Here is a 15,035-nt window from a genome sequence, read left to right as displayed (position 1 = left end):
TTTTCTCCCCTATTCCGTAATTCTTGTCAGATTCAACTCTTGGGCAACCTGACGTTCTTGTTCTTTTTGTTGATTCTTTTTATTGTAGATTTGGCTCTTCTTCAGAAAATCATAATTGTTTTTCTTTGGGCCTGAAGTTTCTTTTGGCTCAGCTTGAGTCGACATATTGTTCACTTCTTCCGCCAAGATGTAATGAGACTGAGTCAATTTTTGACTGTATTTGACAAATTCGCCAGGATTTTCCTTTTGGAAAGGCGCGGTAGGTTGATTACCCTGTCTATCCAAACGTTGCTGAGAAGGGCGCCTTGTAGGAGTAATATCCTTAGTCAGATAACTTGCTGAGCGTTTCTTTTTCAAGTCCGCACGCGCTTCTTCACGCGCCACCTCCGCATAGCTTTTTCCTTCTTTTTTAACTCCTAAACCAGCCTTCTTAGGTTTCTCTACTAGCTTTTCAATCTGTTTTACTGGTTTTTCTTCAGTAATAGGGGCCCACTCCAGATAATTCTTATCACGGTATTCTCCCTTGATATTACTGATAAAGTCAGATTCATCATAGAGGTCCATAACCGGCATCTCAGTCAACATGATCTCATCATCTGACACCAATGGAAATCGTTCTTCTCTCATTTTCTATTTCCTTTCAACACTTCATTATAGCGTATTGTCTTGATTTTTCAAGTGCTGGCTTCAGAAATTCCCAAAATTTCTCTAATTTCTGCTAGGCTGAGACTGCCACGTGACTCTGTTCCATCCAATACTTGTGACACTAGATGTTTCTTTTGTTCTTGGAGTTCCTGAATTTTTTCTTCAATGGTTCCCCTGGTCACTAAGCGATAAACCTCAACCGTTTCTTCCTGACCTATCCGATGGGCACGGCCAATAGCTTGCGCTTCCACCGCAGGATTCCACCAAAGGTCAACCAAAATAACCGTATCAGCACCTGTCAGATTCAGACCGACACCACCAGCCTTGAGGGAAATCAGAAAGGCATCTCTTTCCCCTTGGTTAAAGGCTTTGGTCATATCTTGTCTTTCCTTGGCTGGGGTCGAACCGGTAATTTTAAAGGAAGTCAAGCCCAAGTCTGGCAATTCTTGTTCAATTTTCTCCAACATTCCCTTGAACTGCGAGAAAATCAAGACACGGTGTCCGCCGTCTGCCACCTGTAGTAGCAGGTCTCGAAGACTATCCAGTTTGCCACTGGCTCCCTGATAATCTTCCATAAAGAGGGCAGGAGTGTCACAGATTTGACGCAAGCGCATCAGACCAGACAAGATTTCCACACGACTTCGCTGAAATTCCTGATCTGACACTTGAGCCAGACGGTCTCGCATCTGTTGCAACTGGGCTAGGTAAATAGCCTTTTGCTGGTCTTCCAGTTCATTTTTATAAACCACTTCGATTAAGTCTGGTAATTCAGTCAGAACTTCTTCTTTCTTACGTCGCATCACGAAAGGTTTGATAAACTGAGCAACGCGCTCAGCTGGTAATTTCATAAATTCTTTCTTGCTTGGCAAAAGTCCCGGCATGACGATTTGGAAAATAGACCACAACTCACCCAGATGGTTTTCAATCGGTGTCCCTGACAAGGCAAAAACTGACGGAACCACAAATTGTCTCAAGGTCTGAGCAATCTTGGTCTGGGCGTTCTTCATGACCTGAGCCTCATCTAAGAAAAGGAAGTCAAAGGCCATCCCCTGATAAAGATCACTGTCCTGACGGAAGGTAGCATAGCTCGTCACATAGATTTGATGGCTCTCAGCAAGAATCTCTTCACGACTAGCTTTTAAACCATGAACAACAGCCACATCCAACTGTGGAGCAAATTTCTGAAATTCATCTGCCCAGTTGTAGATCAAACCCGACGGAGCTAAAATCAAGACTCGACTTTCTTTTGTCACTTGGCTGGTCAAAAAAGCAATGGTCTGGAGGGTCTTCCCCAATCCCATATCATCAGCCAAAATCCCACCAAAACCATAATGATGGAGCATTTGCAGCCAGCCGATTCCCTTTTCCTGATAATCTCGCAAATCAGCCTTAACCTGAGTTGCTTGTCGAGGGAAGTCCTCTGGATGCGTCAAATCGTGGGCCAAATTCTGGAATTCTTGTGAGAAAGAAACACGGTCTCGCCCTTCAAAGAGATGAGCTAAACTGTAGGCCAAGGATTTCCGAGCCTGTAAGGAGCCATCTTTTAGTTCAAATTGCCCCAGTTCCTGTAAATTTTGGCGAATTTTCTTGGTTTCTTCGTCGAAAAAGTAGACTTGATTAGACGAATCGATATAAAAATCTTGATTGGCAACCAAGGCCTGCATGGCTTGGTCAATTTCCTCTTGGGCGATATCTTGAAAATCAAACTGGATTTCCAAGAGACCTCCCCTGGAAGCAATTTGCACTTGAGGGCTTGCTAGACTATAAAGCTCTTCTATCTTGTCTGATAAATCAACATTCCCGAGTTTTTCAAAAACTGGAATGATGTCATGAAAGAAATGATAGACAGACTCCGCTTTTAAGGCCTGACGCCAAGATTGAAAATCTGCTTCAAAGCCCGCAGCCAGACAAACTTGGAAAATTTTTTCTTCTAAGTTAGCATCACTCGAAAATGGCAATTCTTCCAGCTCTTGTCGGCTAGAGACCTGGCTGTCTCCATAATCAAACTGAATTTCTAAACGAATCCGATTGTCCTCTTCCCTGTCAAAGTAAAAAGAGGGCGCAAAGGATTTGATTTGTAAGCGTTCTGGCGATGAAACGGTGCCCATTTGACTAAAAAGAGTTAGGCAGGAAGCCAACTTATCTCGGTCACTGCTATCAAATTGCAGATATTTCTTTCCATGCTGATCCAAAGGCAGCGCTTTAATTTCCTGGAGAAGACGCGTCTGCTGATCTGTTAGAAAATAAACCTGTCCTTTATGAAACAGCACAGCTCCCTGATAAAAGACATTGATCCTGGGGCTCTCGCTGATTTCCATTTCAAAATAGTCAGAGTATTCTGTTACTGTAAAGGCAAATAGATTAGCATCCGCATTCATATCCTGAAAGAGCATGGTTTGGTAACTATCTACTTGATGGTCAAATTGAAAATGGGGTAAGCTCATCAATAAATTCACACCCTGCTCAAAAAAGGTCAGAGGGAAAAAGAGATGCCGACCTTGGTTTTGGAAAAAGAGGTCTGGAGTCGTTCCTTCCTCTATTAGTCCGCGCAAGAAAGTAATAAGTTCTTGACTGGCCTCATCAAAGGCTTCCCAAGACAGAGACTCCTCATAAGTTTTTCCAATCATATAAGGTTTTCTCTTCTCAACAACTCTTAAAAAGAGAGGAATATCCCGAATGACATAGTATTTTTGACTATTGATTTGCCCGATTCTCAGGGTCCACAAGATATGATTAGTTCCTGCTTCCACTTGTCCCACAGCCGACAACTCATAGGAGCGGTCTGATTTTGAGGTCAAGATTCGTTCCAAAAATTTGCCACCCAAGGTCACCTTGGTTTCAACGTCCTCTTTTTCTTCATGACCTTCTTCCAGACTCTGCAAGATTTCCTGGCCACGCTCATCATTTTTCAGAAAATGCTCCAGCGCCGCCAAATGCACACAGTAGCCCCTCTTTTGGAAAAAATCGCAAGCACAAAAAACCAAATCATCCTCTAGACTATAGCGCAGTTCTTCTTCTGCAACGCGAGCATAGAGCCGATTGTTCTTTTCCTTGATGATGTCAACTTTACCAGTTTCATAAAGGGCAACGCCTTCGATACGGACTTTCCCCGGAATCAATTTAGCCATATTTCTACCTTTACCTTATCTTTTTATTATACCATATTTTCGTCCACGAAAATAGCCTTCTAAGGATACTTTTCTCCTAGAAGGCTGGATTTTTAAAGTTTAGCAAAAGTCGTCACAATTCGCTGACAAACTTCTTGCAACAGAGATTTAGGCATGGCTACATTGAGGCGGGCATGGAGACTTCCTTCCTCCCCAAAATCCAAACCACGGTTGAGGATAACCTTGGCTTCATTCCTCAAAAGCTCTTGCAATCTTTCATCAGTCAGGTCATAAGCTGAAAAATCAAGCCAAATCAAGTAGGTTCCCTGCGGTTTCATGACCTTGATTTTAGTCTCTTTACCAAATAGATCCACCACATAATTGATATGGTCTTCAAAGACTTGCTTGAGTTCCTCTAGCCAATCCTTCCCATAGCGATAGGCAGCTTCTGTCGCCAAATAACCCAAACCTGAGATTTCATGCTGATTATTAGCCAACTGACGTTTCTGGTAAGCCGCTCTCAACTTAGGATTTTCAATGACTGCATAGGAATTTTTTGTCCCAGCGATGTTAAAGGTTTTAGTGGCACTGCTCAAGACGATAGCAAATTCTTTAAAGTCAGGGTTGATGGTATTGAAGGAATGATGCTTGTGACCAAAGAGGGCCAAATCTTGGTGAATCTCGTCCGAAACCAAGAAAACACCGTGTTTCTGGCAGAGTTGGCCAATCTTTTCCAAGACTTCTTTTTCCCAAACACGTCCACCAGGATTGTGAGGGTTGCAGAGGATATAAAGTTTGACATCCTCTTCCACCAAATCCTTCTCCAGTTGGTCAAAGTCAATCTCAAACAGACCATCCTTTTCCACCAAAGAATTGGTAATCAATCTACGATTGTTCAACTTGACACTGCGAGCAAAAGGTGGATAGACAGGTGTGTTAATCAAAACAGCCTCACCTTCTTTTGTAAAGGCTTGAATGGCTGTTGAGATGGCTGGTACCACACCCTCGATAAAGACAAGAGCCTCTTTGTCAAAGTGGTAACCGTGTTGTGTAGCTTCCCACTTTTGAACTTCCTTAATTAACTCTTCACTGGCATAGGTATAACCATAAACCAATTGATCAGCGTAGCTTTGCACGGCTTGGCGGATTTCAGGCAAGACTACAAAGTCCATATCCGCTATCCAAGCTGGTAGGACTTCGCTATCCGTTTCCGCCTCTTTCCATTTATAAGTATGGTGCCCTAAACGATTGGGCAGGCTTGTAAAATCATATTTTCCCATCTTTGTCTTATCCTTCTAATGCTTGGCGCAAATCTGCAATCAAATCTCTAGCATCTTCAATCCCAATCGACAAGCGCAAGAGGTCGTCTGTCAAACCATAAGAATGGCGCACTTCTGCTGGAATATCGGCATGAGTTTGTGTCGTTGGATAAGTAATAAGACTTTCCACCCCACCTAAACTTTCCGCAAAGGAGAAGACCTTGAGGCTATTCAAAATATGAGGAATGCGTTTTTCATCTGCTACTTTAAAGGAAATCATGCCCCCGCGACCAGTGTAGAGAACTTCCTTAACTGCTGGAGAATCCTTCAAAAAGGCAACCACTTCTTGAGCATTGGCTGTTGAGCGTTCCATACGAAGAGACAAGGTCTTGAGACCACGAATCAATTGATAGCTGTCAAATGGTGACAAGACTGCTCCTGTCGTATTGAGATTGTAGAAAAGCTTCTCGTATAGTTCTAAACTATTGGTCACAACCACTCCAGCCAAGACATCATTGTGGCCTGCTAGATACTTGGTTGCTGAATGGAGAACGATATCCGCACCATCTTCAATCGGACGTTGGTAGATAGGGCTGTAGAATGTATTGTCCACAACTACTTTTGCACCCTTAGCATGAGCCAATTTTGCTAGTTTTTCAATATCAAATTCCAACATCAAAGGGTTGGTTGGTGTTTCGATATAGAGAACATCCACATCCTTCTCTAACTCGGCAATCAACTCTTCTTCCGTATTGGCATAGGTAAAATGGAAACGGCCTTCCTGCTCCACTTGATTGAACCAGCGGAAAGAACCACCGTAAAGGTCACGAACAGCCAAGACCTTACTTCCTACTGGAAAGACGCTAAAGACCAGTACAATAGCTGACATCCCTGAGCTAGTAGCTAGGGCATAGTCTGCGGACTCAATAGCTGCCAAGACTTCTTCAGCCTTGCTACGAGTTGGGTTTTTAGTACGCGTATAGTCAAATCCAGTAGACTGACCAAATTCTGGGTGCTGATAAGTCGTCGAAAAATGAAGCGGTGTCACCAATGCACCTGTCGCTTCATCTGACTTGATACCCGCCTGGGCCAAAATTGTGTTGATGTGTAATTCCTTGCTCATACAATACCTCCAAATCTATAGTAACTATTGTACCACTTATTTTCATCAACTCATTTTCTTCTTTTCAAGAGCTAGTTATAGTTTCAAACTATATACTTATCGAGTAAAGCTAAAAAGAATCCAGAAAAGCTTCCAGATTCTTTTGTGAAAATGATTGCTAGAGTTTACTTTGACTGAAAGAAAGCGTGTTGGGCTAAATAGTCACAATGCTCCTTGTTAAATTGATACTGGCCCACATGCTGACCAATCTGACCTACATCCACGGAAAAAATATAGTCTTCATTTTGATAGTGCCAGTTCAGCCTAACTGTATTCAAGACTTTCTTATAAGTAAAATCTTTGACTTGATTCCAAGGCATCTCCACGACTTGATTAGAACGATTTTCTGTTACATCACTGATGTCCATCAAGTAAATCCCCTTAGGTGTGAAGGCTAGAATCTTAGGCTTCACACTCGACTGAACATAGTAACTTCCTCCTATAATGAAAAAATCAATAAAGGATTTCAGCCATGTCTTTTTCTTAAAAGCCATCAGAAAATTCTTTTGCACCTCGATATGACAAGTCGAAAGAAATGATGCAATCTGTTTTTCTGTCGCAAACTCCATAATAGCGCCCATGATATTACCTCCATAACTATTAGTAAATAGGCAGATAAGTACTCTTCGTATAAAAGAAGAACTTATCATTTGTTGCGTTTTATCTTACATTTATAGTAGATAGCATCCCTCCTATAAAATTATTCTAGAATGTACATACTTCAATTGACACTGGAAGAGGATTTAAAAAAATAACTTCTCACAACTTTTATTATATTCATTATATCATAAATTTGATAAACAATTTAAAAAATGTAAGCACTTTCCTTCAAAAATTTGCCATCATTCTATATAAAAACGACAGTTTCCTCAGAAACCATCGTTTTTCTTGAAAAATCCTTATTTGACATGTTTTGCCAATTCTTCTTGGGCTTTTTTATTGGATTCTTCTTTTTCTTTCAGCCATTTTTCTTTGGCTTTTTCATATTCTTCTTTAGTGACTGTCTTATCTTGTACTTTGAGGTATTTATATGATTCGATACCTTTATTACCAGCCAACGAATATGGTGTTGAGAAAGGAACAACTTTTCTCAATGTTGGTGTTCCACCCTTAGAAACATTTGGAATCGCTAAAGCGCTATCTACCAACCACGCTTGGATATCAGCATACTTTTCATAGCGTTTTGCAAGATCTTGTTCCTTATTGGCTTCTTCCAACATTTGAGTGTAGACATCCAGTCCAACAGCCTTGGCCTTATCATTGGCTTCACCTGGCTCTAAACCTAGATTTTGCAACAAACCACCAGAATTAAGGTTGAAGACATCAAGATAGGTTGAAGGATCTTGATAATCTGCACCCCAACCACCATTGTATAGATCATAATCCTTCTGAGCTGCTGTCTGAGCCAAATAGCTTGTATTATCATAGTCTTCAGTAGTAAGTTGTTGAATATCAATTACAACATTTTCTGCACCTAAAGCTGCTTCAATAGATTGCTTCATAGAATTTGCCTCTTGAACACCCTGTTTAGCAGCTTGGTCAACTGTCATGTCCAAATGGATAGGGAATTGGACTCCTTTAGCTTGGAGTTCTTTCTTAGCTTCAGCAAATTTAGCCTTGGCTTTTTCAGCATTGTAGTATGGATCCTGGGCATCCGCAAAGTTGATTCCTTGCCATTCCTTACCGTAGTTAACCATTTTAGACGCAACTACTTCACCAAAGTCTTTTCCATTGATACTTACGAAGTTTGGAGGAACGACCAGGTTACGTAAAATCTTAGTTGCACCATCCTCTCCTTGAGATTGAGCCCCGTACGCTGTACGGTCATAGGCAAAGTTAATGGCTTGACGGAAGTTTTTATTAAGAACCGCTTCCTGAGTCGATTTCTTTTCAGCATCACTTGTCTTGGAAGTGAATTTATAAGATTTTCTATCTAGGTTAAAGTTTAAGAAGTAAGAAGTAGCATCTTGTAAACTATAAATGATATTGTCCTTATTCTTTTCTTTAATACCTTCAAAGCTTGCACTATTTGGATAAAGGCGAGCATAACTATAAGCTCCCTCAACAAAGTTACGAGCTAGTGCATCTTGGTCACTACCATCATAATAAGCCAATTTCACATCATCTACAAAGACATTTTTAGCATCCCAGTAGTTCGGATTTTTCTTAAATTCAATAACAGATTTTGAAACAAAGGATTTCATCAAGAAAGGTCCATTGTACAAAATGCTAGATGGGTCTACCTTCCCAAAATCATCCCCTTTTGATTTCAAGAAATCCGCATTGACTGGGAAGAGAATGGTTGAAGTTGTTTTTGAGTTCCAATAAGATTCTGGTCGTGTCAAGGTATATTGAACAGTTTGGTCGTCAAGAGCCTTGACTCCGACAGTTGAAAAGTCTGTTGTTTTCCCGTTGATATAGTCATCTAAACCAACAACGGATTCTTGAACCAAGTATAAGGCTTCGGATTTTTTATCTGCTGCATATTTCAAACCAGTTACAAAATCTTGGGCAGTTACAGGAGCATATTCTTCTCCATCTGCAGTATACCATTTAGCATCTTTACGCAGTTTGTAGGTATAGGTCAAACCGTCCTTAGAAACACTCCAATCCTCTGCCAAAGATGGAATATAGTTTCCATACTGGTCATTTTCCATGAGCCCATCTACCAAATTAACCACGATATCATTGGTCGTTGCACGGTTTTCTGCTAGATAATTCAAACTAGACGGATCACTGGTATAAACATAGTTATATGTTTTTGACCCTGTGCTAGAACTTCCACACGCGCTTAATAAAATACCTGCACTTAACACGATACCTGCAAGTGCCGCATACTTGGCCTTAGACTTTTTCATCTCCAGAACCTCCTGATTTAAATATTTGTCTTATTATACAACTCATGTTTTATTTAGTCAATAGATTTTTTAAAAAAATTAATCATTACATCTACAAACTATAGAAATTATTCTACAAAATAATAAAAAAGAGAATAATTTAAGCATTCCATGATAGAAATGTTCAAATTATCCCTTTTATTTATGAAAAATTATTGAGAAATTCTTAATTTTGCTCTTAGGCGATTAGCTTGGGCTTGTCCAATCACCTTGTCTAATAGACGGGTACGAAGACTCAAGAATCCGTAAACTCCTCCCCCCATGGCACCGACAAGAGCTACGTATAGGAAACTCCACAAACGTCCACTTGGTTGGAAAACAAATCCTAAAATCCACTGCAATGTCCCAACTACTAGAAACATGAAAAGAGTTAACAAACTGATTAAAATGGTTCGCTTCAAAATCACCTTGCGCTTAACACCTGTTACCTTACAAATATCCCGATACATCAAAACATTAGGAATAATGAGTCCGATGGTTGTTGAAATCAAAGGTCCATAACTGTGGAAGAGAGCGATGGTTGGAAGTTGCAAGACCAGCTTGGCAATGGAACCATAGATAAAATAGAGAACTGCCTTGCGATTTCGGAACATAGCTTGAAGCATGGGAGACAAGACCATGTACAAGCCTAAAATAGTAGACTGCAAAACTGCAAAGACAAACAAGCCCATAGCCAAACTATCTGGCTTGCCATAGAAGACAGTATAGAGAGGTTCTCCTACCATGACTACTCCAACCGTTGCAGGCAGCAGGAATAAGAAAAGCATGGTAATGCTGTCCTGAACTAGACGAGAAGCCGCCTTCAAGTCTCCCTTGACATAGTTTTCAGTCAAAAGTGGCAAGCCTACACTCCCAATCGAAACCCCAACAGAAATCAAAATCATAGTGATTTTATTAGGATTAGCTGAGAAATAAGAAAACATGACAACCAAGTCTTCATTACTATAGTTGGTAAACCAACTCATACTATTGATAAAGGTCATCTGGTCCAAAATCTGGAAAAGCTGGATAGCAGACCCTGTCAGGATAAAAGGAATGGCTTCCTTAATGGTATCAACCAAGAGACGCTTACTATTAATCTTATCTCCTGTTTCAAGGACTCTTTTAAGTAATCCTTCTTTGGCAAGGAAATAGATCAAAACTGCAAAACTAGCTACCATGCCGACAAAGGCAGCAAAGGTGGATTGGGTAACCGCTGCTAGATAATCTCCTGAGCCCATTTTCATAATCATAAAGGTAGCCAAGAGCATCCAGATAACACGAATGACCTGCTCAGCAATTTGGCTCATAGCATAAGGTTTCAGGTTATTCATCCCTTGGAAGAAACCTCGGATAACACTCATAGATGGGAAAATCAAGACCGCCCAAGCCAAGCTCTGCATGATGGGGATCAGGTCTTTCCCCACACCCGATAAGTCTGCTAGCCAAGGAGCAAAGAGATACAAGACTAGTGCAAAGACCAGACCAAGTCCCGTCATAAAGCCTAAAAAGCTCCGAATCAGGGCAAAGCTATGCTCTTCTTCTCGCATGGTATTGTACTTGGCTACTTGCTTGGCCACCGCAACTGGAATACCTGCTGTTGAAACCAGCAAGAACCAAGCATAGATATTGTAGCCCATAGTAAAGAGACCATTTGCTGTAGCCGCATAAGACCCCATCCAGATATACCAGGGGATAATATAAATGGCCCCGAGTAGACGACTGATAAAGTTACTAGCCGTTAACCAAGCAGTCCCTCGTAACATCTGGGCCTGCTGGTGATTGTTTTCGTTAGACATAGATTCCTCATTTAATTTTAATAACTAGGAAAAACTCCTCATCTTCCATTATAAACTTTTCCTTGTCACTTGTAAATTTGCGACTTTCGGTTTACAATAGAAAGTATGATTAAGATTGAAACCGTATTAGATATTTTAAAGAATGATGGTCTCTTCCGTGAGATTATCGACCAAGGACACTACCACTACAACTACAGTCATGTCGTGTTTGACACCATCTGCTATGACAGCCGCAAGGCCAAAGAGAAGAGCCTCTTTTTCGTCAAGGGGGCTGCCTTTAAGAAGGAATTTCTGATTTCTGCCATCTCTCAAGGCCTCGGTTGGTATGTGGCTGAAGAAGACTATGAAGTTGGTATTCCTGCTATTATCGTCAGTGATATCAAGAAAGCTATGAGTTTGATTGCCATGGAATTTTATGGAAATCCCCAGGAAAAACTCAAACTCCTTGCCTTCACTGGAACCAAGGGCAAGACAACAGCAGCCTATTTCGCTTATAACATCTTATCTCAAGAGCATCGACCGGCTATGCTCTCGACTATGAATACAACTCTAGATGGCAAGACTTTCTTTAAGTCTGCATTGACAACCCCTGAGAGTATTGACCTCTTTGATATGATGAATCAGGCTGTGCAAAATGACCGTACCCACCTCATCATGGAAGTATCCAGTCAGGCCTATCTGGTCAAACGTGTCTATGGTCTAACCTTTGATGTGGGAGTTTTCCTCAATATCAGTCCAGACCATATCGGCCCGATTGAACACCCTAGCTTTGAAGACTACTTCTACCACAAGCGGCTCTTGATGAAAAATAGCCGAGCAGTCATCATTAACAGTGACATGGACCACTTTTCTGTCTTGAAAGAACAAGTAGAAGATCAAGACCATGATTTCTACGGTAGTCAGTCGAGCAACCAAATCGAAAATTCCAAAGCCTTTAGCTTCTCAGCTACAGGGAAATTAGCTGGAGACTATGATATCCAACTCATTGGCCACTTCAATCAAGAAAATGCAGTTGCTGCTGGACTTGCCTGCCTCCGTCTCGGAGCTAGTCTTGAAGACATCAAAAAAGGAATCGCTGCAACCCGTGTTCCTGGTCGTATGGAAGTCCTCACTCAGAAAAATGGATCCAAGGTCTTCATCGACTATGCCCACAACGGTGACAGTCTCAAAAAACTCATCAATGTGGTTGAAACTCATCAAACTGGAAAAATTGCTCTGGTTCTCGGTTCGACAGGCAATAAGGGAGAAAGCCGTCGTAAGGACTTTGGCCTCCTCCTCAATCAGCACCCTGAGATTCAAGTCTTTCTGACTGCTGATGACCCCAACTACGAAGACCCAATGGCCATTGCAGATGAAATTAGTAGCTACATCAATCATCCTGTTGAAAAAATTGCGGATCGCCAAGAGGCCATCAAGGCAGCTATGGCTATCACAAATCACGAATTAGATGCAGTTATTATTGCTGGCAAGGGAGCCGATTGCTACCAAATCGTCCAAGGAAAGAAAGAAGCCTATCCTGGAGATGCAGCCGTCGCAGAAAATTATTTGTAAGGATCGTAAAAAAATCAAGGGAAACGAAACCCTTGATTTTTTCTATTTTTATTTAAAAGCGTTTTTCAAACCTTCAACGGCACCTTCTACAGCACCTTTAGCATCTTCAACTACTTCTTTTGCCTTAGCAACTGTCTTTTCTACAGCGCCTTCTGCTTCAGTCTTGCTATCCCCAGTAACCTTACCAAATCCTTCTTTGATAGCGCCTGTTGCTTGTTCCAATTTGTTTTCAAGTGACATATAATTGTCTCCTTTAGTTTTATTCCGATATGTGTTACCGGTTACATATAGTTTATACCGAATACTAAGGAAAGTCAAACAATGTGCTCAGAGATAAGAAATCAGGCCAAGTAGAAAGTTAATCTTTCCTTATCAAAATCGACGGCCAACTCATACTTTCCATCTTCATTTTGGACAATATATCCTAGGACGACTAAACTGTCCACAAAAATATCACGGCGTTTCTGGATCAATTGATCTTTTTTGAGAAATTTCAGCAAAAAAGTTGTCATGTATTTGAGTGCATACTCAGGATTGACATCTCCTAAAATGTCATAAAGTTTCTGCTGTTTCTCTGTCAAAGGATACTGATGTTTGACCTTGTAGAAATAATTGGACAGGGTCATTTTAGTTCGCGCAAAGTCCGTCTTTTCAACTAAAATAGCTGCATTAGTTTGATTTCGTAATTCCGTCTCAAAAGTCTGCTCCAACAAGGTTTGATAGATCAGACTATCTTCGCTGACAAAAATCTCTTGATCCAGTTCTAGATTATCGAGTGACTCAAGCATAGGGAGATTAAGGTAATAGCGCTTATTTTCCCGTAGAATCAAGCCAGCCTTTATATACTCTTCCATGAGTTTGTCAACTGCTACATCTGGAAATTGAGCCTTAATTTCCCGTAGAATCACATCCTCATGCTGGTCCAGATAGCGGATCAATTCTCCAAAAAATGGCTGTCTCGTCAAACGAGATGGATTAAAAATCTGAATCATGAAGATTCCTTTCTTTACATTCTAACAGAGGCGATGCTGCCAACTGACTAGGATTGGTCCCAGCTTGGTTCAAAGGAACAGGCAGACCTAGTTCTCTGTAATACTCTCTCCAAAAATCACTAATCTCCTGCTCCCCATCTCCAAATTTCATGGGAATAGTTTTAAAAATAGGGAGAATTTCTGCCATATACTGGGAGCAATAAAAACCAGGTCCAGCTGGATAAAAAGAAGCATTGTAGGGAGCTCCCAGATGTTTGCCAGCTCTTTCCTTCACTGACTGGATATCCATTTCTGGGTAGACATAGAGGTCGTACAAATGATTGGAGTCAAAGAAGTCTGCTGGTTTCTGACAGACCACACCAGACTTTCTACTAGCGTGGTAAATCATACTATCCAAATAAATGGCAACATGGTTATAGTTACCTGTGGAAGTCTGGATAGCCTGTCCCATGTCAGAATCATCTCTCACAAAAATCATACTCTTCGAAAATCAAATTCAAACCACGTCAACGTCGCCTTGCCGTACTCAAGTACAGCCTGCGGCTAGTTTCCTAGTTTGCTCTTTGATTTTCATTGAGTATCAAATCACCATTTTCTAACATGCTTCACTCCTAGAAAAAAAGGAGCCGAAACTCCTTTCGATATAAGGCAAACTAGCCTTTCCTAATTTGAATTGACACTCAAAATCTTAAGCATTAAAGCTTTCAGTCAATTGAGGTACCACTTGTTTCTTACGTGAAACAGCACCTGCAAGGAAAGCATGGTTGTCTTCAAGTTTGAAGTTGAAAGCTGCTTCTACCTTGTCCATATTAGCACCAAGTGCTAGGATTTCTGAATTTGAGTTGACGATATCTGTAATCATCAAGACAAAGTCAGAATAGCCGTTTGCTGTGTTGGCAACTTGCATTGCAGCTTCAATTTCTGCTTGACGTTCCAAAACTTCAGCAATGTCAACTGTGTTTACTTGAGCAACACGGACATTATTTCCGTTGAGTTCAAAAGTCTTAGCATCGATGTCAATCAATTCGTCAGCAGATTTGCTAGCCAAGTTGGTACCAGCTTTCAACATTGCCAAACCATATTCTTCCAAGTTTACACCAGCCAATTCAGCCAATTCTGGAGCAATGACTTTATCTGTTGGGTGTGTTGTTGGTGATTTCAAAAGAAGGGTATCTGAAATCAAACCTGAAAGCATCAAACCTGCAATCTCTTTAGGCACAGCTACACCATGTTCTTTGAACATACGGTAAACGATTGAAGACGCTGAACCAACTGGCTCCAAACGCATGTAGAGTGGGCTTGCAGTTTCAAAGTTAGCCACACGGTGGTGGTCTACAACACCATAAACTTCTACTTCAGCGATATCTGATACAGATTGTTGGAATTCATTGTGGTCAGTCAGAATAACTTGCTCTGCGCCTTCTGCTTTAGCAGAAGTGATAACACGCGGTGCTTCTACACCAAAATAGTTCAAGACAAAGGCTGTTTCTTCATTTGGAGTTCCAAGGGCAACAGCTTCCGTATCCAAACCGTAAGCTTCTTTTGCAAGGTAGGCAAAGGCTACAGATGACCCAATGGCATCTGAGTCTGGATTTTGGTGACCAAATACTAGAATCTTAGACATGATAATACCTCATTTTGTTT

At 41.1% G+C, this 15,035-nt stretch carries 12 protein-coding genes; 1 reads left to right on the top strand and 11 read right to left on the bottom strand.

Annotated elements, in window-relative coordinates; genetic code table 11:
- Window positions 1-9 precede the first annotated feature (9 nt).
- The 7 genes from ABKJ27_RS02720 to ABKJ27_RS02690 all read right to left on the bottom strand — a co-directional run bounded on the left by ABKJ27_RS02720 (window position 10) and on the right by ABKJ27_RS02690 (window position 10,848).
- Window positions 10-627: a hypothetical protein gene (locus ABKJ27_RS02720; RefSeq protein ID WP_001206454.1), complete on the bottom strand. Its 618-nt coding sequence runs from the start codon at window positions 625-627 to the stop codon at window positions 10-12.
- Window positions 628-674: 47 nt separating this feature from the next.
- Entirely contained in the window at window positions 675-3,773 is a 3,099-nt protein-coding gene (locus ABKJ27_RS02715) for a DEAD/DEAH box helicase (protein WP_410011987.1), read from the bottom strand.
- 92 nt (window positions 3,774-3,865) lie between these two features.
- Entirely contained in the window at window positions 3,866-5,032 is a 1,167-nt protein-coding gene (locus tag ABKJ27_RS02710) for a MalY/PatB family protein (protein ID WP_410011986.1), read from the bottom strand.
- A 7-nt stretch (window positions 5,033-5,039) separates the two neighbouring features.
- Entirely contained in the window at window positions 5,040-6,134 is a 1,095-nt protein-coding gene (locus tag ABKJ27_RS02705; RefSeq protein ID WP_410011985.1) for a cystathionine gamma-synthase, read from the bottom strand.
- 164 nt (window positions 6,135-6,298) lie between these two features.
- Window positions 6,299-6,754 carry a hypothetical protein gene (locus tag ABKJ27_RS02700; RefSeq protein ID WP_410011984.1) on the bottom strand — a complete coding sequence of 152 codons (456 nt, stop codon included), beginning with the start codon at window positions 6,752-6,754 and terminating at the stop codon, window positions 6,299-6,301.
- Between the two features lie 318 nt (window positions 6,755-7,072).
- Window positions 7,073-9,031, bottom strand: coding sequence for a peptide ABC transporter substrate-binding protein (locus ABKJ27_RS02695; protein WP_410011983.1), 1,959 nt, complete (start codon window positions 9,029-9,031; stop codon window positions 7,073-7,075).
- A 191-nt stretch (window positions 9,032-9,222) separates the two neighbouring features.
- A complete protein-coding gene (locus tag ABKJ27_RS02690) occupies window positions 9,223-10,848 on the bottom strand; it encodes a putative polysaccharide biosynthesis protein (protein ID WP_261102051.1) in 1,626 nt (541 codons plus the stop codon).
- A gap of 105 nt (window positions 10,849-10,953) precedes the next feature.
- On the opposite strand from ABKJ27_RS02690, the gene ABKJ27_RS02685 reads away from it, so the two are divergent.
- On the top strand, window positions 10,954-12,399 hold the full coding sequence (locus ABKJ27_RS02685) for a UDP-N-acetylmuramoyl-L-alanyl-D-glutamate--L-lysine ligase (protein WP_410011982.1): 1,446 nt from the start codon (window positions 10,954-10,956) through the stop codon (window positions 12,397-12,399).
- A gap of 48 nt (window positions 12,400-12,447) precedes the next feature.
- On the opposite strand, the gene ABKJ27_RS02680 is transcribed toward ABKJ27_RS02685, so the two are convergent.
- The 4 genes from ABKJ27_RS02680 to ABKJ27_RS02665 form a co-directional block, all read right to left on the bottom strand.
- Window positions 12,448-12,639: a CsbD family protein gene (locus ABKJ27_RS02680; protein WP_000051184.1), complete on the bottom strand. Its 192-nt coding sequence runs from the start codon at window positions 12,637-12,639 to the stop codon at window positions 12,448-12,450.
- 101 nt (window positions 12,640-12,740) lie between these two features.
- Window positions 12,741-13,391, bottom strand: coding sequence for a DUF1803 domain-containing protein (locus tag ABKJ27_RS02675; RefSeq protein WP_247933411.1), 651 nt, complete (start codon window positions 13,389-13,391; stop codon window positions 12,741-12,743).
- Window positions 13,375-13,869, bottom strand: a complete 495-nt coding sequence (locus ABKJ27_RS02670; RefSeq protein ID WP_410011981.1) for a YiiX/YebB-like N1pC/P60 family cysteine hydrolase — start codon at window positions 13,867-13,869, stop codon at window positions 13,375-13,377. The genes ABKJ27_RS02675 and ABKJ27_RS02670 overlap by 17 nt, the downstream gene beginning before the upstream one ends.
- Window positions 13,870-14,079: 210 nt before the next feature.
- The gene (locus tag ABKJ27_RS02665; RefSeq protein WP_153226007.1) at window positions 14,080-15,015 is read right to left on the bottom strand and encodes a manganese-dependent inorganic pyrophosphatase; all 936 of its coding nucleotides are present in this window, start codon (window positions 15,013-15,015) and stop codon (window positions 14,080-14,082) included.
- Window positions 15,016-15,035 lie beyond the last annotated feature (20 nt).

The sequence above is a fragment of the Streptococcus sp. KHUD_011 genome (genome assembly GCF_046352925.1).
In the GTDB taxonomy this organism is placed as follows: domain Bacteria; phylum Bacillota; class Bacilli; order Lactobacillales; family Streptococcaceae; genus Streptococcus.
Note: the sequence above shows the minus strand (reverse complement) of the source record. Positions and strands in the feature narration are given on the sequence as shown.

Coding starts and splice junctions, on each gene's coding strand:
- ABKJ27_RS02720 (WP_001206454.1), bottom strand. CDS start 627: ATGAGAGAAGAACGATTTCCATTGGTGTCAGATGATGAGATCATGTTG.
- ABKJ27_RS02715 (WP_410011987.1), bottom strand. CDS start 3,773: ATGGCTAAATTGATTCCGGGGAAAGTCCGTATCGAAGGCGTTGCCCTT.
- ABKJ27_RS02710 (WP_410011986.1), bottom strand. CDS start 5,032: ATGGGAAAATATGATTTTACAAGCCTGCCCAATCGTTTAGGGCACCAT.
- ABKJ27_RS02705 (WP_410011985.1), bottom strand. CDS start 6,134: ATGAGCAAGGAATTACACATCAACACAATTTTGGCCCAGGCGGGTATC.
- ABKJ27_RS02700 (WP_410011984.1), bottom strand. CDS start 6,754: ATGGGCGCTATTATGGAGTTTGCGACAGAAAAACAGATTGCATCATTT.
- ABKJ27_RS02695 (WP_410011983.1), bottom strand. CDS start 9,031: ATGAAAAAGTCTAAGGCCAAGTATGCGGCACTTGCAGGTATCGTGTTA.
- ABKJ27_RS02690 (WP_261102051.1), bottom strand. CDS start 10,848: ATGTCTAACGAAAACAATCACCAGCAGGCCCAGATGTTACGAGGGACT.
- ABKJ27_RS02685 (WP_410011982.1), top strand. CDS start 10,954: ATGATTAAGATTGAAACCGTATTAGATATTTTAAAGAATGATGGTCTC.
- ABKJ27_RS02680 (WP_000051184.1), bottom strand. CDS start 12,639: ATGTCACTTGAAAACAAATTGGAACAAGCAACAGGCGCTATCAAAGAA.
- ABKJ27_RS02675 (WP_247933411.1), bottom strand. CDS start 13,391: ATGATTCAGATTTTTAATCCATCTCGTTTGACGAGACAGCCATTTTTT.
- ABKJ27_RS02670 (WP_410011981.1), bottom strand. CDS start 13,869: ATGATTTTTGTGAGAGATGATTCTGACATGGGACAGGCTATCCAGACT.
- ABKJ27_RS02665 (WP_153226007.1), bottom strand. CDS start 15,015: ATGTCTAAGATTCTAGTATTTGGTCACCAAAATCCAGACTCAGATGCC.